At 66.8% G+C, this 23704-nt stretch carries 19 protein-coding genes; 8 read left to right on the forward strand and 11 right to left on the reverse strand.

Translation table 11 applies throughout. The features are described from left to right. Window positions 1–30: 30 nt before the first annotated feature. The 5 genes from HMPREF2924_RS03240 to ccpA all read left to right on the forward strand — a co-directional run bounded on the left by HMPREF2924_RS03240 (window position 31) and on the right by ccpA (window position 4759). Window positions 31–1245, forward strand: a complete 1215-nt coding sequence (locus HMPREF2924_RS03240) for an RtcB family protein (RefSeq protein ID WP_003134974.1) — start codon at window positions 31–33, stop codon at window positions 1243–1245. A 36-nt stretch (window positions 1246–1281) separates the two neighbouring features. Beyond that, the gene (locus HMPREF2924_RS03245) at window positions 1282–2094 is read left to right on the forward strand and encodes a nucleotidyltransferase domain-containing protein (RefSeq protein ID WP_004364340.1); all 813 of its coding nucleotides are present in this window, start codon (window positions 1282–1284) and stop codon (window positions 2092–2094) included. Further along, entirely contained in the window at window positions 2091–3116 is a 1026-nt protein-coding gene (gene rtcA, locus HMPREF2924_RS03250) for an RNA 3'-terminal phosphate cyclase (RefSeq protein ID WP_003111141.1), read from the forward strand. Before HMPREF2924_RS03245 ends, rtcA begins: the two co-directional genes overlap by 4 nt. Window positions 3117–3217: 101 nt before the next feature. Beyond that, window positions 3218–3595, forward strand: a complete 378-nt coding sequence (locus HMPREF2924_RS03255; RefSeq protein ID WP_004364343.1) for a hypothetical protein — start codon at window positions 3218–3220, stop codon at window positions 3593–3595. A gap of 123 nt (window positions 3596–3718) precedes the next feature. Further along, a complete protein-coding gene (gene ccpA, locus HMPREF2924_RS03260) occupies window positions 3719–4759 on the forward strand; it encodes a cytochrome-c peroxidase CcpA (RefSeq protein WP_004364346.1) in 1041 nt (346 codons plus the stop codon). 60 nt (window positions 4760–4819) lie between these two features. Here the strand turns inward: ccpA and gdhA are convergent, their stop codons facing one another. The 8 genes from gdhA to ettA form a co-directional block, all read right to left on the reverse strand. Beyond that, window positions 4820–6157, reverse strand: coding sequence for an NADP-specific glutamate dehydrogenase (gene gdhA, locus HMPREF2924_RS03265; RefSeq protein ID WP_003094817.1), 1338 nt, complete (start codon window positions 6155–6157; stop codon window positions 4820–4822). A 295-nt stretch (window positions 6158–6452) separates the two neighbouring features. Then, window positions 6453–7844, reverse strand: a complete 1392-nt coding sequence (locus HMPREF2924_RS03270; RefSeq protein ID WP_004364348.1) for an outer membrane protein transport protein — start codon at window positions 7842–7844, stop codon at window positions 6453–6455. 258 nt (window positions 7845–8102) lie between these two features. Beyond that, complete coding sequence (gene praA / locus HMPREF2924_RS03275; RefSeq protein WP_003094820.1) at window positions 8103–8591, reverse strand: alkane oxidation protein activator PraA; 489 nt, start codon at window positions 8589–8591, stop codon at window positions 8103–8105. A 596-nt stretch (window positions 8592–9187) separates the two neighbouring features. Further along, complete coding sequence (locus HMPREF2924_RS03280) at window positions 9188–10465, reverse strand: efflux RND transporter periplasmic adaptor subunit (protein ID WP_003134984.1); 1278 nt, start codon at window positions 10463–10465, stop codon at window positions 9188–9190. Then, window positions 10455–11936 carry a TolC family protein gene (locus tag HMPREF2924_RS03285; RefSeq protein WP_003110719.1) on the reverse strand — a complete coding sequence of 494 codons (1482 nt, stop codon included), beginning with the start codon at window positions 11934–11936 and terminating at the stop codon, window positions 10455–10457. Before HMPREF2924_RS03285 ends, HMPREF2924_RS03280 begins: the two co-directional genes overlap by 11 nt. Further along, window positions 11929–13122: an ABC transporter permease gene (locus HMPREF2924_RS03290; protein WP_003103140.1), complete on the reverse strand. Its 1194-nt coding sequence runs from the start codon at window positions 13120–13122 to the stop codon at window positions 11929–11931. Before HMPREF2924_RS03290 ends, HMPREF2924_RS03285 begins: the two co-directional genes overlap by 8 nt. Beyond that, window positions 13119–13805 carry an ABC transporter ATP-binding protein gene (locus HMPREF2924_RS03295; protein WP_003103142.1) on the reverse strand — a complete coding sequence of 229 codons (687 nt, stop codon included), beginning with the start codon at window positions 13803–13805 and terminating at the stop codon, window positions 13119–13121. Before HMPREF2924_RS03295 ends, HMPREF2924_RS03290 begins: the two co-directional genes overlap by 4 nt. 503 nt (window positions 13806–14308) lie before the next feature. Continuing rightward, window positions 14309–15973, reverse strand: coding sequence for an energy-dependent translational throttle protein EttA (gene ettA / locus HMPREF2924_RS03300; protein WP_003110721.1), 1665 nt, complete (start codon window positions 15971–15973; stop codon window positions 14309–14311). Window positions 15974–16083: 110 nt separating this feature from the next. Here ettA and HMPREF2924_RS03305 point away from each other — a divergent pair, with 110 nt between their 5' ends. Together HMPREF2924_RS03305 and escR are read left to right on the forward strand one after the other, a co-directional pair. Beyond that, window positions 16084–16269: a hypothetical protein gene (locus HMPREF2924_RS03305; protein WP_023980537.1), complete on the forward strand. Its 186-nt coding sequence runs from the start codon at window positions 16084–16086 to the stop codon at window positions 16267–16269. A gap of 196 nt (window positions 16270–16465) precedes the next feature. Beyond that, on the forward strand, window positions 16466–16984 hold the full coding sequence (gene escR / locus HMPREF2924_RS03310; RefSeq protein WP_003134987.1) for a TetR/AcrR family transcriptional regulator EscR: 519 nt from the start codon (window positions 16466–16468) through the stop codon (window positions 16982–16984). A gap of 50 nt (window positions 16985–17034) precedes the next feature. Here escR and oprJ read toward each other — a convergent pair whose 3' ends face one another. The 3 genes from oprJ to mexC are packed head-to-tail and all read right to left on the reverse strand — an operon-like array spanning window position 17035 to window position 22802. Further along, window positions 17035–18474: a multidrug efflux transporter outer membrane subunit OprJ gene (gene oprJ, locus HMPREF2924_RS03315; RefSeq protein WP_003112802.1), complete on the reverse strand. Its 1440-nt coding sequence runs from the start codon at window positions 18472–18474 to the stop codon at window positions 17035–17037. Between the two features lie 5 nt (window positions 18475–18479). Continuing rightward, window positions 18480–21611, reverse strand: coding sequence for a multidrug efflux RND transporter permease subunit MexD (gene mexD, locus HMPREF2924_RS03320; RefSeq protein WP_003134989.1), 3132 nt, complete (start codon window positions 21609–21611; stop codon window positions 18480–18482). A 27-nt stretch (window positions 21612–21638) separates the two neighbouring features. After that, window positions 21639–22802: a multidrug efflux RND transporter periplasmic adaptor subunit MexC gene (mexC, locus tag HMPREF2924_RS03325; RefSeq protein WP_003134990.1), complete on the reverse strand. Its 1164-nt coding sequence runs from the start codon at window positions 22800–22802 to the stop codon at window positions 21639–21641. Between the two features lie 160 nt (window positions 22803–22962). Between mexC and nfxB the strand changes: the two genes are divergently transcribed. Beyond that, complete coding sequence (nfxB, locus tag HMPREF2924_RS03330; protein ID WP_003094842.1) at window positions 22963–23526, forward strand: efflux pump transcriptional repressor NfxB; 564 nt, start codon at window positions 22963–22965, stop codon at window positions 23524–23526. The last annotated feature ends 178 nt before the right edge of the window (window positions 23527–23704 follow it).

Here is a 23704-nt window from a genome sequence, read left to right on the forward strand (position 1 = left end):
CGGGACGACGCGGAGCACAAGGAAAGCACGATGAAAGACATGAATATCCTCGAAGTGGCCGGCGGCAAGCCGATCAAGCTCTGGACCCAGGGCGTACCGGTGGAGGAGGAAGCGCGCCAGCAGTTGCTGAACACGGCGAAGATGCCCTTCATCTTCAAGCACCTGGCGGTGATGCCTGACGTACACCTGGGCAAGGGCTCGACCATCGGTAGCGTGATCCCTACCCTCGGCGCGATCATCCCGGCCGCGGTGGGCGTGGATATCGGCTGCGGAATGATCGCCGCGCGCACCTCGCTGGTCGCCGCCGACCTGCCGGACAACCTGCACGGCCTGCGCAGCGCCATCGAGCAGGCGGTACCCCACGGCAAGACCTTCGGCCGCCGCGACCGCGGCGCCTGGCACGAGGTACCGGAGGCCGCCGACCAGGCCTGGAAGGCGCTCGCCGATCGCTTCAAGGCGATCACCGACAAGCACCCGAGGCTGGAGAAGACCAACAACCGCCAGCACCTGGGAACCCTCGGCACCGGCAACCACTTCATCGAGGTCTGCCTGGACGAGGCCGACCGCGTCTGGTTCATGCTGCACAGCGGTTCGCGCGGGGTCGGCAACGCCATCGGCAACCTGTTCATCGAACTGGCCAAGGCGGACATGCGCCAGCACATCGCCAACCTGCCGGACAAGGACCTGGCCTACTTCGAGGAAGGCAGCCGGCACTTCGACGACTATGTGGAAGCGGTCGGCTGGGCCCAGGATTTCGCCCGGCAGAACCGCGCGCTGATGATGCACGCGGTGATCGAGGCGGCGCGCCAGGTGATCCGCAAGCCGTTCGAAGCCAACCTGGAGGCGGTCGATTGCCACCACAACTACGTGCAGAAGGAGCGCCACTTCGGCCAGGAGGTACTGGTCACCCGCAAAGGCGCGGTGTCCGCGCAGAAGGGCCAGCTCGGCATCATTCCCGGCTCGATGGGGGCGAAGAGCTTCATCGTCCGCGGCCTCGGCAACCAGGAAGCGTTCTGCTCGTGCAGCCACGGCGCCGGGCGGACCATGAGCCGGACCAAGGCGAAGAAGGTCTTCAGCGTCGCCGACCAGGCGCGCGCCACCGCCCACGTCGAATGCCGCAAGGACGCCGACGTGATCGACGAGATCCCGATGGCCTACAAGGACATCGACCGGGTCATGGAAGCCCAGCGCGAGCTGGTGGAAGTGCTGCACACCCTGCGTCAGGTGGTGTGCGTGAAAGGATGACGGGCGCCCTGTGGCGCCCGCTGGGGAAGAATCGAAATGAACAGGGAAGAACGCCATCCGCTCCCCGCCGCCATGCGCGAGCGGGTACTGGATGAGCTGGAACGGATCGAACGCGAGCACGACGTAGTCGTGCTCTACGCCTGCGAGTCGGGTAGCCGGGCCTGGGGCTTCGCTTCGCCGGACAGCGACTACGACGTACGCTTCGTCTATGTGCATCAGCCCGAGTGGTATCAGCGCGTCGAGGAACCTCGCGACGTGATAGAACGCCCGCTGAGCGACGAGCTGGACATCAGCGGCTGGGAGCTGCGCAAGGCGTTGCGCCTGATGCGCAAATCCAACCCGGCCCTGCTGGAGTGGCTCGGCTCGCCACTGGTGTATCGGGAAGAGCCTGGCGTGCGCGAGGAACTGCTTTGGCTGAGCAGCGCCTTTCACTCCGTACCAGGCAGTCGCCATCACTACCTGTCGATGGCACGCAAGAACTACCGCGGCTACCTGAAGGGCGACAGCGTCCGGCTGAAGAAATACCTCTACGTCCTGCGCCCGTTGTTCGCGGTGCGTTGGCTGGATGCAGGCCTGGGCTTGCCGCCGGTGGCGTTCGAGAGGCTAGTGGAAGCCACGCTGGACGATCCGTCGCTGCGCGAAGAACTGGATGCCCTGCTGAGCCTCAAGCGTCAGCGCGACGAATCGGCCTACGGCCCTCCGCGCCTGGCGCTGCAACGCTTCATCGAAGCGGAGTTGCTCCAGGCCGAACGAGGGGCCGCCCAACCAACCGGCGCGCGCCAGGACAGCCGACTGCTGGATCGCTACCTCCACGACAAGATATGGCAATACACAAGGGAAACCTCATGAGAAAGGACCTCATCGAACTCGACGGCAGCGAAGGCGGCGGGCAGATCCTGCGTAGCGCCCTGAGCCTGTCGATGACCAGCGGCCAGCCGCTGCGCATCCGCAACATCCGTGGCCGGCGCAGCCGTCCGGGGCTGCTGCGCCAGCACCTCACCGCGGTGCGCGCGGCGGCGGAAATCTGCGCGGCCGAGGTCGAGGGTGCCGAACTCGGCTCACGCGAGCTGGCGTTCCGGCCCGGTGCGATCCGCGCCGGCGACTACGCCTTCGCCATCGGCTCCGCCGGCAGTTGCTCGCTGGTACTGCAAACCCTGCTGCCGGCGCTGCTCGCGGCCAACGGCGAAAGCCGGGTGAGGATCAGCGGCGGCACCCACAATCCACTGGCGCCGCCGGCGGACTTTCTCCGCGACAGCTGGCTGCCGCTGCTGCGGCGGATGGGCGCGGAAGTCGACCTGGAACTGCTGCGCCACGGCTTCGTACCCGCCGGCGGTGGCGAGCTGCTGGCGCGGGTACGCCCGGCGCGCTGGCGGCCGCTGCAACTGGAGCATCCCGGCGCGGCGCTGCGGCGCCAGGCGCGGGCGCTGCTCGCCGGGATTCCCGGGCACGTCGGCGAGCGCGAGCTGGAGAGGGTCCGCCAGCGCCTCGGTTGGAGCGACGAAGAACGCCAGTTGGAGTTCCTCGCGGAGGACCAGGGGCCGGGCAACGCCCTGCTGCTGCGGATCGACTGCGAGCACATCTGCGCGACCTTCTGCGCCTTCGGCCAGGCCGGCGTCAGCGCCGAACGGGTGGCGGAACAGGTCGCGACGCAAGCCATCGGCTGGATGGAAAGCGGCTGCGCGGCGGACGAGCACCTCGCCGACCAATTGCTGCTGCCCATGGCCCTGGCCGGCGCCGGCAGCTTCACCACGCCACGGCTGAGCGCCCATCTGCAAAGCAACCGCCGGATTATCGAACGCTTCCTGCCGGTGAGGATCGGCGACCAGGCGCTGGACGGCGGCGGTCATCGCATCGTCATCACATCGGCTTGACGAATTCCTCACCAATGCCGACCTAGACTCGCGCCGGACCTGCCAGCGGGCCCGGCGCGAACCTCCGGGAGTCCCGTCCCGGCGGTCGAGGAGTCCCAGCCATGTCTTCTTCGCGTCTCGGCGTGCTTGTCCTCGCCCTGCTCCTGCTCACCGCCACCCTGCTCGGCGGCTGCGAAAACACCCACCAGCACCTGCTCGCCCAGGGCTACCCGCCCGCCTATGCCGACGGTTTCGACGACGGCTGCGGCAGCGGCCGCCAGGCGGCCGGCTCGATCAGCGGCGAATTCCGCAAGGACGTCCCCCGCTACCTGCGCGAGGCGATCTACGCCAGCGGCTGGGGCGACGGCTTCGAGCAATGCCGGTCGATGGCGCAGAGCGAAGAGCGGCGGCGCTTCGAGGAACGCCAGTGGAACGACCGCGACGACGATTGGCAGCGCGACCGCGACCGCGTGCTGGCCCGGGCCTTGCGCGAGCGCTGAAGCACGCTGCGACAACCATCCGCAGTGCCGATCCCGGTACGCTTGATCCACGTCAAGCCGGGCGCAGCGCCGCTGGCCTCTCCTCACAGGACCGGTTGTAACGCCTGATAAGGAGAAAAAAAGATGCAGTCCTCGCAACTGCTCCCGCTTGGCAGCCTGTTGCTGTCGTTCGCCACGCCCCTCGCCCTGGCCGATGCCCTGCACGACCAGGCCAGCGCGCTGTTCAAACCCATCCCCGAGCAGGTCACCGAGCTGCGCGGCCAGCCCATCAGCGAGCAACAGCGCGAACTCGGCAAGAAACTGTTCTTCGACCCGCGCCTGTCACGCAGCCATGTGCTCAGCTGCAACACCTGCCACAACGTCGGCACCGGCGGCGCCGACAACGTACCGACGTCGGTCGGTCACGGCTGGCAGAAGGGGCCACGCAATTCGCCGACGGTCTTCAACGCCGTGTTCAATGCCGCGCAGTTCTGGGATGGCCGCGCCAAGGACCTGGGGGAGCAGGCCAAGGGCCCCATCCAGAACAGCGTCGAGATGCACAGTACCCCGCAGTTGGTCGAACAGACCCTGGGCAGCATCCCGGAATACGTGGACGCCTTCCGCAAGGCCTTCCCCAAGGCCGGCAAGCCGGTCAGCTTCGACAACATGGCGCTGGCCATCGAGGCCTACGAGGCGACCCTGGTGACTCCGGACTCGCCCTTCGACCTGTATCTCAAGGGCGACGACAAGGCCCTCGACGCGCAGCAGAAGAAAGGCCTCAAGGCGTTCATGGACAGTGGCTGCAGCGCCTGCCACAACGGCATCAACCTGGGCGGCCAGGCCTACTTCCCGTTCGGCCTGGTGAAGAAGCCCGACGCCAGCGTGCTGCCCAGCGGCGACAAGGGCCGCTTCGCCGTGACCAAGACCCAGAGCGACGAGTACGTATTCCGCGCCGCGCCCCTGCGCAACGTCGCCCTCACCGCGCCGTACTTCCACAGCGGCCAGGTCTGGGAGCTCAAGGACGCGGTGGCGATCATGGGCAACGCCCAGCTCGGCAAGCAGTTGGCGCCGGACGACGTGGAGAACATCGTCGCCTTCCTGCACAGCCTGAGCGGCAAGCAGCCGCGCGTCGAATATCCGCTGCTGCCGGCCAGCACGGAGACCACGCCGCGTCCCGCGGAATAACCGGCACAAGGAAAAACGGGGCTCCCCTGGAGCCCCGTTTTTTTCCTCGATGGGACAACCTCAGACCACGCCCTGCGCCAGCATCGCATCGGCGACCTTGACGAAGCCGGCGATGTTCGCCCCCTTCACGTAGTTGACCCGCCCCTGCTCCTCGCCGTACAGCAGGCAGGCATGGTGGATCGACTGCATGATGCCGTGCAGCTTGGTATCCACCTCGCCCTCGCTCCAGCGCAGGCGCATGGCGTTCTGCGACATTTCCAGGCCGCTCACCGCCACTCCGCCGGCGTTCGACGCCTTGCCCGGCGCGTAGAGGATGCCGGCCTCGAGGAACAGGTCGACGGCTTCCAGGGTCGAGGGCATGTTGGCGCCTTCGGCGACACAGACGCAGCCGTTGGCCAGCAGGCGCCGCGCATCCTCGGCATCCAGTTCGTTCTGGGTCGCGCAGGGCAGCGCGATATCGCAGGCCAGGCCCCAGGGCCGGCGCCCTTCGAGGAACTGCAGGGAAAACTGCTCCGCCATCTCGCGGATGCGCCCGCGGCGCACGTTCTTCAGCTCCATCAGGTATTCCCACTGCTCGTCGGAGAGCCCCGCCTCGGCATACAGGGTGCCTTCGGAATCGGACAGCGAGATCACCTTGCCGCCCATTTCCATGACCTTGCGCGCCGCGTACTGGGCGACGTTGCCCGAGCCGGAGATCGCCACCCGCTGGCCGTCGAAGCCGCGGCCACGGTCCTTGAGCATTTCCTGGGCGAAGTAGACGCAGCCGAAGCCGGTCGCCTCCGGGCGGATCAGGCTGCCGCCGTAGCTCAGGCCCTTGCCGGTCAGCACCGAGGTGAACTGGTTGGACAGGCGCTTGTACTGGCCGAACAGGTAGCCGATCTCACGCGCGCCGACGCCGATGTCGCCGGCCGGCACGTCCAGGTCGGCGCCGACGTGGCGGTACAGCTCGCTCATGAACGACTGGCAGAAACGCATCACCTCGGCGTCGCTCTTGCCCTTCGGATCGAAGTCGGAGCCGCCCTTGCCGCCGCCCATGGGCAGAGTGGTCAGGGAGTTCTTGAAGACCTGCTCGAAGGCGAGGAACTTCAGCACCCCGAGGTTGACCGAGGGATGGAAGCGCAGGCCGCCCTTGTAGGGGCCGATGGCGCTGCTCATCTGCACCCGGTAGCCACGGTTGACCCGTACCCGGCCCTGGTCGTCGACCCAGGGTACGCGGAACAGGATCGCCCGCTCGGGTTCGACGATGCGTTCGATGATGCCGGCTTCCAGGTAGTGCGGGTTGGCCTCGAGGAACGGCCAGAGGGAACGCAGCACCTCTTCCACCGCCTGGTGGAATTCGGGCTGATCGGGATCGCGCCGCTTCAGGCGCTCGAGGAAAGCGTCGACGGATTGCGTCATTTTTCTCACCGGTTTCTAGTTTTGTGAACAATTTTTTGCGCGTGACTCTAACAAGCCAGGCGGCACCTAGAAAGTGCGAAATGACGCATTGATGAATCTTTATGGTGCAAAACTGAAACTTTCCGGGTCCGCCAGAATGGCTCGGGCCAGAGCACGCGCCCGGAACCAGGCTGCCTCCCGGGGTGGCCACGCACTGTTGAAGGGCGACGAGGGCACCGTTCGCGTGCATCCCGGCGCCAGATGCGAAAGGGCCTCCCCCTGACGGGGGAGGCCCTTTCTCTGCCTACGGCCGGGTCTAGAAGTCGTAGGTCGCGGACAGGCTGAACACCTGTCCCTTGCTGGTTGCCTTGCCATCCAGGCGTCCGCCGCCGAGGCGATCCTGGTTGACCGTCTTCAACGGCACCTCCTTGACGAACTGCCGCGAGTAGGCCGCGTCGATCGACAACTCCGGCATCGACTGGAAGCGATAGCCGGCGCCCAGGGAGGCGAAGTAGCGATCGCCGTCGGGAATCCGCGGGTCGCGGGTGGCATTGTGGGTCGGCGTCTGGTCGTAGGCGACCCCGGCGCGCATGGTCCACTGGTCGGTCACCTTGTAGTCGCCGCCCACCGCCAGGGTCCAGGTGTTCCGGTAGGTGTAGGGGATGGAGACGATCGTGTTGCCGTGGGACTTGAGGGTCAGGTCCTGGAACGACGACCACTCGGTCCAGGTGGCGCTGGCGCCCAGGCTCAGACGGTCGTTGAACTGGTGTACCCAGTCCAGCGAGGCGTAGGCGGGGATATCCAGGCGCGCCGAGGCGGAAGCGCCCATGCGCAGGTCCAGGCCGGGATAGGCCAGGCCTGGCGTGCCGCCCTCGATGGCGCCCTCGGTCAGCCCACCGTCGTGGTCGTAGAGGTTGTAGTGACCCTTCAGCTTGTTGCGGATCTTCGCGTGGTAGGCGAAGCCCAGGGTGTCGCGGTCGGTCGGCTTCCACACCGCGCCGGCGAAGAAGCCGGGCGATGTGTTGTCCACCTTGACCCGCATCAGCGCGGACGAGTTCGAGGCCGGGAACGGAATCCCGCCCATGCCCGGGGAGTTGGCGGCCGAGGCATAGAGATCGAGGTTCTGACTGACGAAGCCGGAGGTGCGCTGGATGATCACCCCGGCGCCCAGGGAGAAGTTGTCGTTGACCTTGAACGACAGGGAGCCGGTCAGGCCGATCGTCTCGATCTTGGTGTCCACCGCGAAATCGCGGCCTTTCCAGTTCGGGTCCCAGGTGCTGCGCATTCCCATCGGAACGACCTGGCTCAGACCGAAGGCGAAGCGGTCGTTGATCGGTACGACCAGAAAGCCGGTCGGCAGCCACGCGCCGAATCCGGCCTGGCCGCCATCGTTGGTAGCCAGCTCGGGAGTGCCCGGCCCATCCTGGTAGCCGCCGGTCATGGGATTGCCCTGGTAGTCGTAGGCATCGCCGTTGTACTTGATGTCGATATCGGCGTAGTTGATCGTCAACTGGGCGATCCGCTTGTCGATGAAAGCCATGGCCGCCGGGTTGTTGAACGCGGCGCTCGGATCGTTGGGAAACAGCGAGCCGCCTGCCATCGCACGGCCCCAGCCCGCCGTGTTGGTGGTCGGTACCATGAAGCCGCCGGCTTGTGCCTGGGACGTGCCGAACAGTCCGCCGACGATCAGGGCGCAGAGCAATGGCAATGGTTTTCTGGCAAACAGGCAGGAAATATCGTTTTTGTTGTTCAAGGTTTCACCCCTGGTGGCTGCTAGTGCACGGGGCACGATGGTCGGCCTGCTTGAGCGTCCTGGCGGACACCCTCCCCCAGGCCGTTTTCCATGTGCGAACGAGGTTCTGCGCCGCTTCCGGCGGAAACTCCCTCGGACCTGCCGGCCCGCGAAGGACGCCTGGCAGCGGGAGCGCGAAACCGCTGGCGCCGAAGGCGCCAGCGGCAGCCCGGATTACGGGTTGACTACGAAGGCCGGGGTCGGCTGCACACTCAGGCTGTTGATCTTGCAGTTCCCAGCCAGCGACTGATTGCTGGCGCTGAGGGTATTGGTGGCGTTGCTCCAGGAACCGTTGACGGTGCTCGGGCCACAGGTAGAGGAGAGAATCTTGAAGCCGACGCCATCGACCTTGCCGGCGGTGGTGCTGGAGACGGTCAGCTTCCACGGCAGGCCGGTCATCTGCGGCACGCTGCACAGGGTGTTGCTGCCGCTGACGGTGACGCTGTCGATCGAGGCATAGGAACCATCGGCGGCTGTCGTGCCCTTGAAGGTGATGTTGCAGGTCACTGGCAGATTGAGCGACGCCGGCGAGCTCACGCTGATGGTGCCAGGTGCGGTGAAGGCCGAGTTGACCGGGGTGATGGTGGCCGCGCTGGCCATGGACGAAACGCTCAGGCAGAGAGCAAGAGCAGCAAAGGACGGCAGGGACTTGATGGATTTCATTGTTTTGTATCCTTCCAGTGAGTTGGCAACGCTCGCGGTTGCCGAGCCTTGATCATGCGGCAGGATCGTCGCCGACCCGCCCCCACGACCACCTTGTGCCTTCCCGTCCGTTCCACCTGCCAGGCGAACCACACCACCCGCCTTGACCGTGCGTACCGGGATTCGGGAGAAGCTTTACCTCATGAGTCCTATCCGGTGCCGACGCTGACGGTCCCGACGACGAGCCGGGACAGACCGGATATCAGAAAGATCCGATAGGTTTGCCAACTCGCCGCACCTCGGAATGCCCGCCTGGCCGACCTCCGCGAACGCAGGCCTGACAGGGCTGGCAAACACCGCGAGGGGGCAGTGGACCAGTCAACGACGGGGGCCAGAGTACGGTCAGCGCGGCTCTGGAAAAGCCTAGCGAAAGAAGGGGGTTGCCCCTCCGAAGAAAGATCGGTGAATACCGTGGAGGGCGAACGAAGCGTCGTCGCGAAGGAATCCTGATACCTCTGTCAACATCCGCGTCGGGAAGAAACGCACCATGACGGGGCATACCTACCAGAATTTGCAGCTCGCGAAGCGACCCAGCCAACCCAAAGTTAGGTTGCCAACTATCGGTCGGACGAGGACGGCACGCGAACGAGACCCGGCTGCAACTCGAACACCTCCACGCCCTCCGGCGTGGAGCGTCCGATCTTGACCTGTTGCGCCATCACGCTGGCGTCGGGAGCCTGGCGAAAGTCCACGAACAGCCGGTCACCCTCGTGGCGTATCGCCTCCGGCGGCACGACGATGGCCTGTTCGTTGCGATAGGTGGTGACCGTCAGCTTGGCGCTCATTCCCAGACGAATCTTCTGCAACTGGCGGGGATCGAGCGGCGCTACCGATACCGTCACCTCGAACTGCGGGCTGCCTCCCTGTGCCATGCCGGGCAGAGCCTGACCACCGAGGGCGGCGATGACGCCCGCCAGCGTGGTGCCCTCGAAGCCGTCGCCACTGATTTCCACCGCCTGCCCTTCGCGCAACTGGTTGATATCCAGTTCGGAAACCTTCGCAGATACCTTCAGCCGCTCGACGCTGGCCAGGCCGAACAACGCCTGGCCCTGCCCCAGCTTGCTACCGGCCTGCACCGGTTCGCGGCTGCCCTGCTCGCCAGCCAGGCCGGGCGCCGCGACGACAATACCGGCAAAGGGCGCGCGCACCGTACGGCCAGCCAGCTGGGCCTGCAGCGTCTCGTATTTCACGCTGGCGTTGGCCAGGTCCATTTCGGCGATCTGGCGATTCTCGCCCTGCCCCTTGGCGCGGGTCGACTCCACTTCCCGCCGGGCCGCCTCCAGGTCCATGCGCTGCTGGCTGGCCTGTTGTTCGAGATCGTCGAGTTCGTTGCGCGGGACGATCCCGCGCTGGAACAGCTCGCGGGTCTCGCGCAACTTGCGCTCGGTGCTGCTCTGCGCCAGCTGCGCGCTGCGCAGGGCACGACGGACCCGCGCCATGTCCTCGCCACGCTCCCAGTCGCGCAGGTCCTGCAGGGTGCGACGGGCCTTGAGCAACGCCGACTGTGCCTCGCGCACCTGCACGGCGATCTCGCGGGTGTCCATGCGCAGCAGCTCCTGTCCTTCCGCGACCCGCTGTCCCGGCTCCACCAGCAGCGCCTCGACATTGCCGGCGAAGGGCGCCGCCAGGGTCACCACGCGCCCCGGTTCCAGGCGTCCGACCAGGCCGATCTGATGCACCAGCGGGGCCGCCCGTACGGCGACCCAGCGCTCCCCTTCCGTGCGTTTCGCGGTGCCGCCGGCGAGGACCAGCCAGGCCAGCGCCGCGACAACCGCCAGGCCGGCGGCGAGCGGCAATGCGGGCCGGCGCAGGAAGGAAAACCGGTCAGTGGTCATTGAGCGAAATCTCCCAGCTATCCAGGGTCATGCCGACGATCAGGTCGAGCTGCGTCTGCGCATTGAGAAACGAGATCAGGGCATTCAATTGGGTGTTCTCGACGTTGCGCAGGTCGGTCTCGAAGCTCAGCACCTGGAAGTTGCTCGAACGCCCGACGCGCAGCTTTTCCCGCTCGATCTCCAGCTTGCGCCGCGACAAGGCGGTGGCGCGCTGGGCGATCTGGTACTGGCGCCAGCGCGTGCCGAGGTCGCGCACCGCATCGATGACGTTCTGCTCCAGGGTCTGCCGGGCATCCTCGATCAGGATCTTCTGGTTCTCCACGTCGACCTGGGCGCGCACCTCGGCCTGCCGGCGGCTGAGGTCGCCGATGGGAATTTCCACCTGTACCCCGGCGTAGCTGTCCCAGCTGCGTGAATTGTCGCCACCGCCCTCGCTGTAGCGGTCGCGGATCTGGCTGGCGCCGCCCACCAGCGAGACATCCCACAGGCGCTGGTTCTTCGCCAGCACCAGGTTGAGGTCGGCCTGGCGACTGCCGATCAGGCGTTGCAGGTATTCCGGTTGCTGCTGCAGGGCGGTCCTGATCGCCTGCTGGCGGTCGACCTCGATCGGCGTGGCGGCCAGCGCATCGCTGGCGCGGATCTGCGTCGACAGGTCCAGCGCCAGCAGTTGCAGCAGGGCCAGGCGTGCGCTGTCGACCTGGTTGGCGGACTCCTCGACGTTGAGCTCCTGGCTGGCGACGTCGGCCTCGGTCTGCACGATCTCGAATTCGGCCATTCGCCCGGCGCGGATCATCGCCCGGTTGACCTCGAGCAGCTCCTGGGTCCGCGCCAGGGCTTCGCGAGCGATGCGCGCCTGCTCCTGGGCGCGCAGCAGCTCCCGGTAGGCACCGATGACCTGGCTGATGGTCTGCGACACGCTGGCCTTGAGTTGCAGGCGATTGGCGTCTTCGGAGAGACGTGCCAGGCGCAGCGGCGCGGTGGTGACGTCCCAGCCCGCATCGCGCAGCAACGGCTGGACGACGGTCAGGTCGAGGCCATCGCTGCGGTAGCGCCCGGCCTCGTCGGCGGTGCGGAACTGCTTCACCCAGGCCAGGCTGAAGCGAGTGCCATATTCGCCAAGCAGGGTCGCGGTGGGCGAGACATTGCTGGTCCTCGTGCGGTCTTCGGTGGCGCGGTTGGCGCGATAGTCGCCGCGCACCACCAGCTTCGGGTTGAAGGCGTCGGCGGCGACCCGCAGGTCGAACTTCTGCGCGATCCGTTGCAGGTAGGCGCTACGGATTCCACGGTTGTTGCGCAGGCCAAGATAGACCGCGTCGCTCAGGCTGAGGTCGATCACCTGCTCGCTGAGCAGTACCGACCTGCCCTGCTCGCGGGCCATGCTCGGTACGTCCGGACTCAGCGCCGGGTTGACGCTGGCCGCCACCGGAAGAGCGGCGACCAGCCACAGCACGCCCAGGCCCCACCTATTCATCGCGCAGCGCCTCGACCGGTTGCAGGCGAGCCGCCGAGACCGCCGGATAGAGCCCGAAGAACAGCCCCACCAGCAGGGTACTGCCCATCCCCAGCGGCAGGGCCGCGTAGGCCAGAGAGAAGGTCCAGCCGGAGAACCTGGCGTAGAGATACGCAGCCGCCACGCCGAGCACCGCGCCCGACAGCGCGCCCGCGGCGGTCAGGGTCACCGCCTCGATCAGGAACAGGTTGCGGATGTCCCGCTGGCGCGCGCCCAGCGCCATGCGCACGCCGATTTCCCGGCGGCGTTCGGCGACACTCATCAGCATCACGTTCATAACCCCGACGCCGCCGCCGAGCAGGGAGATGATCCCCAGTCCGGCCAGCAGGTAAGTGAAGGTCCGGGTCTGCCGCTTGAGTCCATCGAGCACCTGCTGCGAGACCTGGACCTGCGCCTCGTGACCGGGCAACCGCGCCGTCAGGGCCGCGCCCAGGGCCGCGCCGACGCTATAGACGTCCGCTCCCGGCGAGACCCGCGCCACCACATGGCTGACCTCGGCGGCCGGCTGCAGGCGCGGCATGCCCGGCGCCGGCACGAACAGCGAGTCGTTGGCGGCGAACGGCAAGAGAGCGGCGCTGGCCTGCGGCTGGAGAATGCCGATCACGCGGAACAGATAGTCGTTGACCGTCAGTTGCTCGCCGAGGCGCAGCGGATCGCCGGGCGCCCCCAGGGCCTCGGCGATTGTCGCGCCCACCACCACGTAGGTGTCGTGATCGTCGAAGCGCGAGAGGAAACGTCCTTCGCGCAGCCGTAGCCTGGCGGCGGCTGCGAGCCCGGCGCTGGCGCCGACGATACTGGCGTTGCTGGTGCGTCCGTGAAAGGTCACCGGGGCCGAGTACAGGCCAAGCGCCGCCAGGTGCTCCAGACCGGCCACGTCGCGGAGCAGCGGTTCGGTGTCGAGCGACGCCGGCATCGGCATCGGCGCCTGCGGGGCGAACGGGAACTGCACCACCAGGGTGTCGGTGCCCATGTCCTTGAAGATGCTCATCGCTTCGTCGGTCGCGTTGCTGCCGATGTTCAGCATCGCGATCACCGATGAACAGCCCATGACGATGCCCAGCAACGCCAGCAGCGAGCGGCGCCCCAGCCCGCGAAGACTGGCGAGGGCCTCGTGAAGCAATTGCCGGGGCGACGGGCTGGCGCTCACCGGCAGGCCTCCGCCAGGTCCTCGTGCACCTCGCCATGCCGCACTGTCAGTTGGCGCCCGAGACGGGCGGCCAGGCTGGGATCATGGGTGACCACCACCAGGGTCACCTGGCGCTCGCGGTTGAGCGTGAGAAGCAGCTCCAGCACTTCTTTCGCGGTGCTCGCGTCGAGGTTGCCGGTTGGTTCGTCGGCGAGGATCAGCGCCGGCTCGCCGACCAGCGCGCGAGCGATGGCGACGCGCTGCCGCTGGCCGCCGGAGAGGTCCGCCGGACGATGGCCGGCGCGCTCGGCCAGGCCGACCCGGGCGAGCATCGCCTCGGCCCGCTCCAGTGCCTCGCGGCGCGGCATCCCTCGATAGCTCAGGGGCAGCGCGACGTTGTCCAGCGCGTTCAGCCGCGGCAACAGGTTGAAGCTCTGGAAGACGAAGCCGATCAGGCGGTTGCGGATCGCCGCCAGTCGGTCCCCGTCGACGCTGAAGATGTCGTGCTCGGCGAAGCGGTAGGCGCCGCTGTCCGGGCGGTCGAGCAGGCCGAGGATATTCAGCAGGGTGCTCTTGCCCGAGCCCGACGCGCCGACGATCGCGCAGCTTTCTCCGGGAAAGATGTCCAGGCAGACGTCTTTCAGTATCTGCAGCGGCTGCCCCCCCAGGAGGTAGCCCTTGCCGATCCCCCGCAGGGAGATCAATGGTTCGTGCTTGTTTGTTGTTGGCATTCGCACCCGACCGCTCGCATCCCTTCAAGGCCCGCCCGGTCGTACCGCCGCAAGGCCGGCGATACAGGCCGAACGGCCATACTGCTGATGATGGAGACAGCGCACAAGCCGCCACCACCGGCAACGCTACCCCGAGGCGCCAGCGCCGAGCGAAGGTAGCGGCTGGTCCGCCCGGCCAATGCCGGTACTCGATTCCGCCGGGCTTCGCCATATGGCGCGGCCTCTCCGGGCAGGCGGTATTGAGCGCACGGATCGGCTGCGCAGACCACTAGCAGAGCTGACACCATCGCGGCCGTCGATGCACCCCCATCTTTAGTTAGGTGAAGGCTCAGGCATGCTGCTTGGGAGCCCCCCGGGTACCGCCGATGGAGGTGTCCTGCGCAGTTCCCATGTTCCCCTGCGCATGGCTCGTTGAATTCCAGGCATGAAAAAACCGCCGGCCGGCAACGCCGGCGGGCGGTTTCTCGAAGGCGCGCTTACGCCAGTTTCTTGTAGCGCACGCGGTGCGGCTGGGACGCAGCATCGCCCAGGCGCTTCTTGCGGTCGGCCTCGAACTCGGTGTAGTTGCCTTCGAAGAAGGTCACCTTGCCATCGTCCTCGTAGGAGAGGATGTGGGTGGCGATCCGGTCGAGGAACCAGCGGTCGTGGGAGATCACGATGGCAGCGCCGGGGAAGTCCAGCAGCGCTTCTTCCAGCGCGCGCAAGGTTTCCACGTCGAGGTCGTTGGACGGTTCGTCGAGCAGCAGCACGTTGCCGCCCTGCTTCAGGGTCAGGGCCAGGTGCAGACGGCCACGCTCACCGCCGGAGAGGTCCTTGACGAACTTCTGCTGGTCGGCGCCCTTGAAGTTGAAGCGACCGACATAGCTGCGCGAGGGGACTTCGTAGTTGCCGATCTTGATCTGCTCGAAACCGTCGGAAACCTGCTCCCACACGGTCTTGTTGCCTTCCAGGCTGTCACGGCTCTGGTCGACGCTGGCGATCTGCACGGTCTCGCCGATCTCGATGGTGCCGGAGTCCGGCTGCTCCTTGCCGGTGAGCATGCGGAACAGGGTCGACTTGCCCGCGCCGTTGCCGCCGATCACACCGACGATGGCGCCCTTGGGAATGCTCAGGGACAGGTTGTCGATCAGCACGCGGTCGCCGTAGCCCTTGGTCACGTTGTGCAGTTCGATGACCTTGTCGCCCAGGCGCGGACCGGCCGGGATGTAGATCTCGTTGGTCTCGCTGCGCTTCTGGAATTCCTGCGACTGCAGTTCCTCGAAGCGCTGCAGGCGCGCCTTGGACTTGGCCTGGCGGCCCTTGGCGCCCTGGCGCACCCACTCCAGCTCGGCCTTCATGGCCTTGGCGTGGGAGGCTTCCTGCTTGGCTTCCTGGGCCAGGCGGGCGGCCTTGGATTCCAGCCAGCCGGAGTAGTTGCCTTCGAACGGGATGCCATGGCCACGGTCGAGTTCGAGGATCCAGCCGGCGACGTTGTCGAGGAAGTAGCGGTCGTGGGTGATCGCCACCACGGTGCCGGGGAAGTCGTGCAGGAAATGCTCCAGCCAGGCCACCGAGTCGGCGTCCAGGTGGTTGGTCGGTTCGTCCAGCAGCAGCATGTCGGGAGCCGACAGCAGCAGGCGGCACAGCGCTACGCGGCGCTTTTCGCCGCCGGACAGGTGCTCGACCTTGGCATCCCACGGCGGCAGGCGCAGGGCGTCGGCGGCGACTTCCAGTTGGCGTTCCAGGTTGTGTCCGTCGGATGCCTGGAGGATCGCCTCCAGCTTGGCCTGCTCGGCGGCCAGGGCGTCGAAGTCGGCATCCGGCTCGGCATAGGCGGCATAGACCTCGTCCAGCCGCGCCTGGGCCTGCTTGATCTGGCCGACGGCCTCTTCGACGATGTCGCGCACGGTGGCCTGCGGGTCCAGCTTGGGCTCCTGCGGCAGGTAGCCGACGTTGATCCCCGGCATCGGCCGGGCCTCGCCTTCGATCTCGGTGTCGACGCCGGCCATGATCCGCAGCAGGGTGGACTTGCCCGCGCCGTTCAGGCCGAGCACGCCGATCTTGGCGCCGGGGAAGAACGACAGGGAGATGTCCTTGAGGATTTCACGCTTGGGCGGAACGATCTTGCCGACCCGATGCATGGTGTAGACGTACTGAGCCAAAACGAGCACCTCATGAAGAAAAGGAAAAAAACTCGGCCAAGTATATGACAGACCGAGAGAAAGCTGGCCAGCCACCCCGGTTTTCGTGGGGCGAGGCGCTTTGCCGGCGAATGTTCGCCGTCCGATTCCAGGCCGCTACGGTGACGCTGAGCAGCGTACTGGCCGCCCTTACCGTCTCCGCTACCCTCGTCCTGTCGAAGGCGTTCTGCCTGAGCGAGGCGGCGACCATCGCCCCGTGCGGGATCTGGGTGGGCCTGGCACTGCTCGCGGCCATGGTGCTGCCTCTCAAGACCTGACGCGAAGCAAGGCGTGGGGAGATACAGCCTGCTACAATTGATCCAAATCAGTCTCAAAAGAACAAAAAAAACCTCAAAAATGACACTCGCTCCCAGATCCGCCCAGCTACCCGACTCCCCGCACAAGGACAGTCTCGACCCAGCGCCAACCCCGTCGTCTCAGGACCAGCGCCTGCTCAAGGCCCTGGCCACCGCGATGGTCAATCATCCGCGCGCCACCATGGGAGAACTGGCGGAACTGGCAGGAGTGAGCAGGGCAACCCTGAACCGTCATTGCGGTACCCGCGAAGGTCTCAAGCGGCGCCTGGAAAGCCATGCCAGGAGTACCCTCGAACGCCTCACCCACAGCGCCGCCCTGCAGCGCCTGGAGCCGCGGGAAGCGCTACGCGAGCTGATCCGGGAACACCTCGCCCAGCGCGACCTGCTGGCGCTGCTGATGTTCGAGCAGAACCCGGGACGCCACGCCGGGCATGGGGACGCCAGTTGGCAGTCCTATGTCGAAGCCCTGGACGCCTTCTTCCTGCGCGGCCAGCAGAAGCGTGTGTTCCGTATCGATATCAGCGCGGCGACCTTCAGCGAACTCTTCATCGTCCTGATCTACGGCATGGTCGATGCCGAGCGCCGCGGTCGCGCGGCCAGCGCCGGGTTGTCCGCCACACTCGAGGAGCTGTTCCTGCGTGGCGCGTCGAACCCCGCACAACCTGCCAGCCCTTGAGCGGGCGGCAGTTGCCACCCGCTAGCACCGTTTCCCACACGTTTACCCGCTCAACTCCTGCCGCCTCGATGTACCACCAGGCTCCGTCCCTCGTCCCAGCCTCCGCCGAGCGCGCGGAACAGGTCGACCAGGGCGATCTGCCGCTGGGTGCTGCCGTCGATGAAGGCGATCTCGTTGAGGAAGCTGCTGCGCTGCGCATCGAGGTAGCGCAGGTGGTTGTCGACGCCACTCTCGTAGCGTGCCTTGGCCAGCTTCAGGGCTTCGTTGCTGCTGTTCGCCAGGGCGCGCAGGGCCTTCTCTTCGCGACGCAGGGTATCGCTGGCCGCCAGGGCGTCGGCGACCTCGCGGAAAGCGGTCTGGATGGTCCCCTCGTAGGCAGCCACCGCCGAATCCTTGCGCGCCTCGGCCAGGCTCAGGTTGGCACGGTTGCGCCCGCCATCGAAGATCGGCAGCGTCAGCGTCGGCAGGAAGCTCCAGGAGCGCGAGCCGCCATCGAACAGGCCGGACATTTCCGCGCTGGAGGTGCCGAAGCTGCCGGTCAGGCTGATGCGTGGGAAGAACGCCGCGCGCGCCGCGCCGATATCCGCGTTGCGCGCCCGCAAACGATGTTCGGCGGCAAGGATGTCGGGGCGTCGCTCGATCAGCTCGGACGGCGTGCCGGGAGCGATGTCCTGCAACAGCTTCGGCCGCTGCCCCGGACTCCGCGGAATCGCCTGCGCGGCATCGTCGCTGCCCAGCAGCAACACCAGCGCGTTGAATGCCTGCTGTTTCTGCCGCAGGTTGCGCTCCTGCTCGGCGCGCGCCTGCTCCACCAGGCCAAGGGCTTCCTGGTAGTCCAGCGCGGTGGCGGCGCCGGCCGCGCGGCGCTGGTCGATCAGGGCGAAGGAATACTCGCGGCTGACCAGGGTCTGACGGGTCAGCGCCAGGCGCCGCAGGGCGCCGTCGTAGCTCAGGTAGGCCTGGCTGACCTCGGCGACCAGGGCGATCCGTGCCGCGCGCGCTGCCTCCTCGCTGGCCAGGTACTGTTGCAGGGCTGCGTCGGTCAGGCTCTTGACCCGACCGAAGAGGTCCAGTTCGTACTCCGGCAGGGCCAGCCCGACCTGGTAGCTGCTGGCCACTTCCGAGCGATTGCCGGCGGACAGGTCGGCCGGCTGCCGCTGGCGGTTGCCGGTGGCAGCGGCATTCAGGCCCGGAACCCGGTCGGCGCGCTGGATTCGGTACTGCGCGCGGGCCGCCTCGATATCCAGGAGGGTCTGGCGCAGCGAGCGGTTGTTATCCAGGGCCATGTCCACCAGGCGGCGTAGTTCGGCATCGACGATGAAACTCTTCCAATCCAGCGTGTCGATCGCCGCGCCCTGGCGCTGGGCGGCGGCGCCGCTCCAGCTGTCGGCCACCGGCGCGGCGGGACGTTCGTAGGTCGGCGCCATGGAGCAGGCGCCGAGGGTCAGGGCGATCAGCAGCGCCGATACGCCGAAAGCAGGTTTGCGCATCTCGTTCACTCCCCGGCCGAAGCGGCCTGTTCGATGGGTGCCGGCTTGCTGCGCAGCAGCGACAGCAGCCAGACGAAACAGATAGGTACGAACAGCACGCCGAGGAAGGTGGCGCTGAGCATCCCGCCGATCACTCCGGTGCCGATGGCACGCTGGCTCGCCGCGCCGGCACCGCTGGCCAGGGCCAGGGGTATCACGCCGAGGATGAACGCCATGGAAGTCATGATGATCGGCCGGAAGCGCAGGCGCGCGGCCTCGATGGCGGCGTCGCGCAGGCTATGCCCCTGCTCCCAGAGTTCCTTGGCGAACTCGACGATGAGAATCGCGTTCTTCGCCGAAAGACCGATGATGGTGATCAGGCCGACCTTGAAATACACGTCGTTGGACATACCGCTGACCATCACCGCGAGCACCGCGCCGATGGCGCCGATCGGCACGATCAGCATCACCGACAGCGGGATCGACCAGCTCTCGTAGAGCGCCACCAGCAACAGGAACACCACCAGGATAGCGAGGGCGAACAGGCTGGTGGCCTGCCCGGCGGAGACCTTCTCCTGATAGGACAGGCCGGTCCACTCGTAGCCGATGCCGGCCGGCAGCTGCGCGGCCAGGCGCTCCATTTCCGCCATGGCTTCGCCGGTGCTGAAGCCGGGCGCGGCGTCACCGACGATGCGGATCGACGGGTAGCCGTTATAGCGCACCAATTGCACCGGTCCCTCTTCCCATTTCACGCTGACGAAGGCGCTGAGCGGTACCAGGTTGCCAGCAGCGTTAGGCACGTATAGCTCGAGCACGCTTTCCGGGGTCATCCGGTTGCCCTGTTCGGCCTGGATCACCACCCGCTGTTGGCGCCCCGCATTGGTGAAGTCGTTGATCACCTCCGAGCCGAAGGCAGCGGACAGCGTGCCGCTGATGGTCTCGAAGCTCACCCCCAGGGCGCGGGCCTTCTCCCGGTCGATCAACAGGCGCAGTTGCGGCGCTTCGGCCAGTCCTTCCATCATCGCGTAAAGGAATTTCGGGTTGGTCTGGATCTCACCAAGAAGAGTATCGCGAGCCTGCAGCAGCGCTTCGCGGCCGACCCCGCTACGGTCCATCAGGCGCAATGCGAAGCCGCCGGAGTTACCCAGACCGTTGATCGGTGGCGGCGACACGGCCATGACCGTGCCATCGTCGGGCAGCGCGAAATGCTCGTTCAGCGCGGCGATCTCGGCGGCGGCCGACTGCTCGGCGCCTCGCTCGGACCAGTCCTTGAAGGTCGGGAAGGCCAGCGCGGCATTGTCGCCCTGGCCGGAGAAGCTGAAGCCCGAGATCAGGAACACCGAAGCCACCGCCTCGCGGGACTTGAGGAAGCGCTCGAGTTCCTCGCCGGTGGCATCGGTGCGCACGCGCGAAGCGCCAGGCGGCAGTTGCACGTCGACCACCATGTAGCCGAGGTCTTCCGCCGGCACGAAGGCTTCCGGCAGGCGCAGGTAGAAGTAGCCGAGCATGGCCACCAGGCCGGCGTACACCAGCATGAAGCGTCCGGCGCGCGCCACCAGCTTCGAGTTGAGCAGCGAATAGCGCTCGGTGACGCGGGCGAAGCCACGGTTGAAGGCGCCGAAGAAGCCGCGCTTCTCGTGGTGCCCTTCGGGAATGGGCTTGAGCAGCGTGGCGCACAGCGCCGGGGTGAAGGTCAGGGCGAGGAAGCCGGAGAACAGGATCGAGACCGCCAGCGACACCGAGAACTGCTGGTAGATCACCCCCACCGAACCGGCCATGAAAGCCAGCGGCAGGAACACCGCCGAGAGCACCAGGGTGATGCCGACGATGGCGCCGGACACCTGCTTCATCGCCTTGACCGTGGCCTCGGCCGGGGAAATCCCCTCCTCCGCCATGATCCGCTCGACGTTCTCCACCACCACGATGGCGTCGTCCACCAGGATGCCGATCGCCAGGACCATGCCGAACATGGTCATCATGTTCACCGAGAACCCCAGCAGGTACATCACCATCAGCGTACCCAGCAGGCACACCGGCACCACGATGGACGGGATCAGGGTGTAGCGGACGTTCTGCAGGAACAGGAACATCACCAGGAACACCAGGACCATCGCTTCGATCAGGGTGTGGATCACCTTCTCGATGGCCACGTCGACGAAGCGCGAGGTGTCGTAGGGCACGCTGTACTGCATGTCCTCGGGGAAGAACGCCGACAGTTCGGCGAGACGCTGTTTCACCAGGGTAGCGGTCTGGATCGCGTTGGCCCCGGGCGACAGCTGGATAGCCCCGCCCACGGTGGGCGTGCCGTTCAGTCGCGAGGAAATGTTGTAGCTCTCCTTGCCGAGTTCCAGGCGCGCGACATCGGCGAGCCGGACCAGCGAGCCGTCCTCGTTGGCGCGCAGCACTACCTGGCCGAACTCCTGCGGATCGTCCAGGGTGCCCTTCACCGCCAGGGTCGCCGTCAGCTCCTGCGCGGAACTGCCCGGTGCGCTGCCGAAGGCGCCGGCCGGCACCTGCACGTTCTGCCCGCGGATGGCATTGCTCACGTCGTCGATGGAGAGGCCGAAGCCCACCAGCTTCTGCGGATCGATCCAGACCCGCATGGCCGCCTCGGAAGAGAAGAATTGCAGCTTGCCGACGCCCGGCAGGCGCCGCAGCTCGTTGTTGATATTGCGCGCGGCGTAGTCGCCGAGGGCGGTGGTGTCGCTGCGCTGAGCGCCTTCCTTGTAGCTGAGCGCATAGATCAGCAGGAAACCGGCGCTGGTCTGCTCGACCTGCAGGCCCTGGGTCAGCACCGCCTGCGGCATGCGCGCCTCGGCTTTCTTCAGGCGGTTCTGCACGTCCACCTGGGCCAGGTCCGGATCGGTGCCCGGCTCGAAGGTGACGACGATCTCGGCGCTGCCGTTGGAGTTGTTGGTCGACTCGAAGTAGAGCAGGCCCTTGGCGCCGTTCAGCGACTCCTCGAGCACGCTGGTGACGGAGTCCACCAGCACTTTCGCCGAGGCGCCGGGATAGGTGGCGGTGATGGTGATCTGTGGCGGCGCGACATTGGGGTACTGCGCTACCGGCAATTTGGAAATGACCAGCAGGCCGGCCAGGGAGATGAACAGGGCCACCACCCAGGCGAAGTTCGGCCGCTTGATGAAGAATTCGGACATCGGAAAATCCTCGGGGCGAACCCGCCCTTACTGTTGCGGCACGGACGACTGGGCTTGCGTCTGGGCACCATCCGGCTTCGGCACGATCTTCACCCCCGGCTGCACCGCAGCCAGGCCGCCGACTATGACCCGGTCACCCGGCTCCAGGCCCTCGGTGATCTGCCAGCGCGACCCCTGCATGACGCCGGTACCGACGCTGCGCGCCTCGGCGCGCTCGTCGGCGCCCACCACCATCACCTGGGCGCTGCCGTCGCTGGAGCGGCGCACGGCCCGTTGCGGCACCAGGATCGCCTGGTTGTCGATGCCCTGGGGCGTACGTACGCGCACGTACATGCCCGGCAGCAGGACCCCGTCGGGGTTGGTGAACTTGCCGCGCAGGGCGATCTGGCCGGTGCCGCGATCCACCTCCACGTCGGCGAACTGCAACGCGCCCTGGCGCTGGTAGGGCGTCCCTTCGACGCGCAGGGTCAGCGCCTGGCTGTCGCCTGCGGCCAAGGTGCCTTTCTTCAGGGCGTCGCGCAGGCGCAGGGCCTCGGCCGCGGTCTGGGTGAAATCCGCATAGATCGGATCGAGCTGCTGGATACGCGCCATCAGCGTCGCCTCGCCCTGCCCGACCAGCGCGCCCTCGGTCACCAGCGCGCGGCCGATGCGCCCGGAGATCGGCGCAGTGACCGAGGCGTAGCCGAGGTTCAGGCGCGCGGTCTCCAGGTCGGCCTGGGCCGAGCGGGTCGCCGCCTCGGCGCTGCGCAGGTCGGCGGTGGCGGTATCGAAGTCCTGCTGGCTGACCGCCTGGATCTTCACCAGCGGCTCGTAGCGACGCACCCGCGCCTGCGCCTCGAACAGCACCGCGCGGTTCCGCGCCAGCTCACCCTCGGCGCGCGACACCGCAGCCTTCAGCGGTGCCGGATCGATCTGGAACAGCAGGTCGCCAGCCTTGACGTCGGCGCCCTCCTCGAAGCGCTTCCGCACGACGATGCCGGCCACCCGCGCGCGCACCTCGGCGACCCGCACCGGTTCGATCCGCCCAGGCAGTTCCGAACTCAGCGCCAGGGGCTCGGCCTGCACCGTCAGGACCTCCACCGGCAACACCATTTCGGCGGCCTCCTGTCGCTCTTCCGCCGGCCCACAACCCGCCAACGCGATGGCCATAGCCAACGCCCCGATCCTTCCTATTGCACGCAAATCAGCCATGACCCACCCGACCGTTGATTGAAAACGGATCGAATGGTACTTTTTCGAGCTAATTGAGTCAATATTGTCTCAAATGATCTTTTGACAGCTAATTCCTTTGGACGCGAGGCCAGTTTTCTGCACAATGCGCACAATCAGAAAAACCAACCGGGACCCATCGATGACCCTGATTTCCCATGACGAGCGACTCATCAAGGCGCTGGCAGTCGCTATCGTCGACCGCCCGCGAGCGACGCTGAAGGAACTGGCCGAGGCGGCCGGCGTAAGCAAGGCCACCCTGCACCGCTTCTGCGGCACGCGGGACAACCTGGTGCAGATGCTCGAGGACCACGGAGAGACCGTACTGAACCAGATCATCCAGGCCTGCGACCTGGAGCATGCCGAGCCTCTGGAGGCGTTGCAGCGCCTGATCAAGGAACACCTCACCCACCGCGAGCTGCTGGTATTCCTGGTATTCCAGTACCGCCCGGACTTCCTCGACCCGCACGGCGAAGGCGCACGCTGGCAGTCCTACCTGGAAGCGCTGGACGCCTTCTTCCTGCGCGGACAGCAGAAAGGCGTGTTTCGCATCGACATCACGGCAGCCGTGTTCACCGAACTGTTCATCACCCTGGTCTACGGCATGGTCGATGCGGAACGCCGCGGACGGGCGGCCAGCTCCAATTCCGCGCATACCCTGGAGCAGATGTTCCTCCACGGCGCTTCCAATCCGGCGCGCTCCTGACCCTTGCGCCCGCGGCGGCGCCCCTCTCGTCGCCGCATGGCACGGACCGATCCGCGTGCCGTCGACTTCGGCCGCCCGGAGGCCTGCTCGACACTCGGGAAGATCAGTCGTCACCGGTCCTGCGACAAAGTGCCTCGACAGCCGGAAAGGACCGTGACGCTCGTCGGCGATACTGGCA

This window comes from Pseudomonas sp. HMSC063H08 (assembly GCF_001813645.1).
GTDB lineage: Bacteria > Pseudomonadota > Gammaproteobacteria > Pseudomonadales > Pseudomonadaceae > Pseudomonas > Pseudomonas aeruginosa.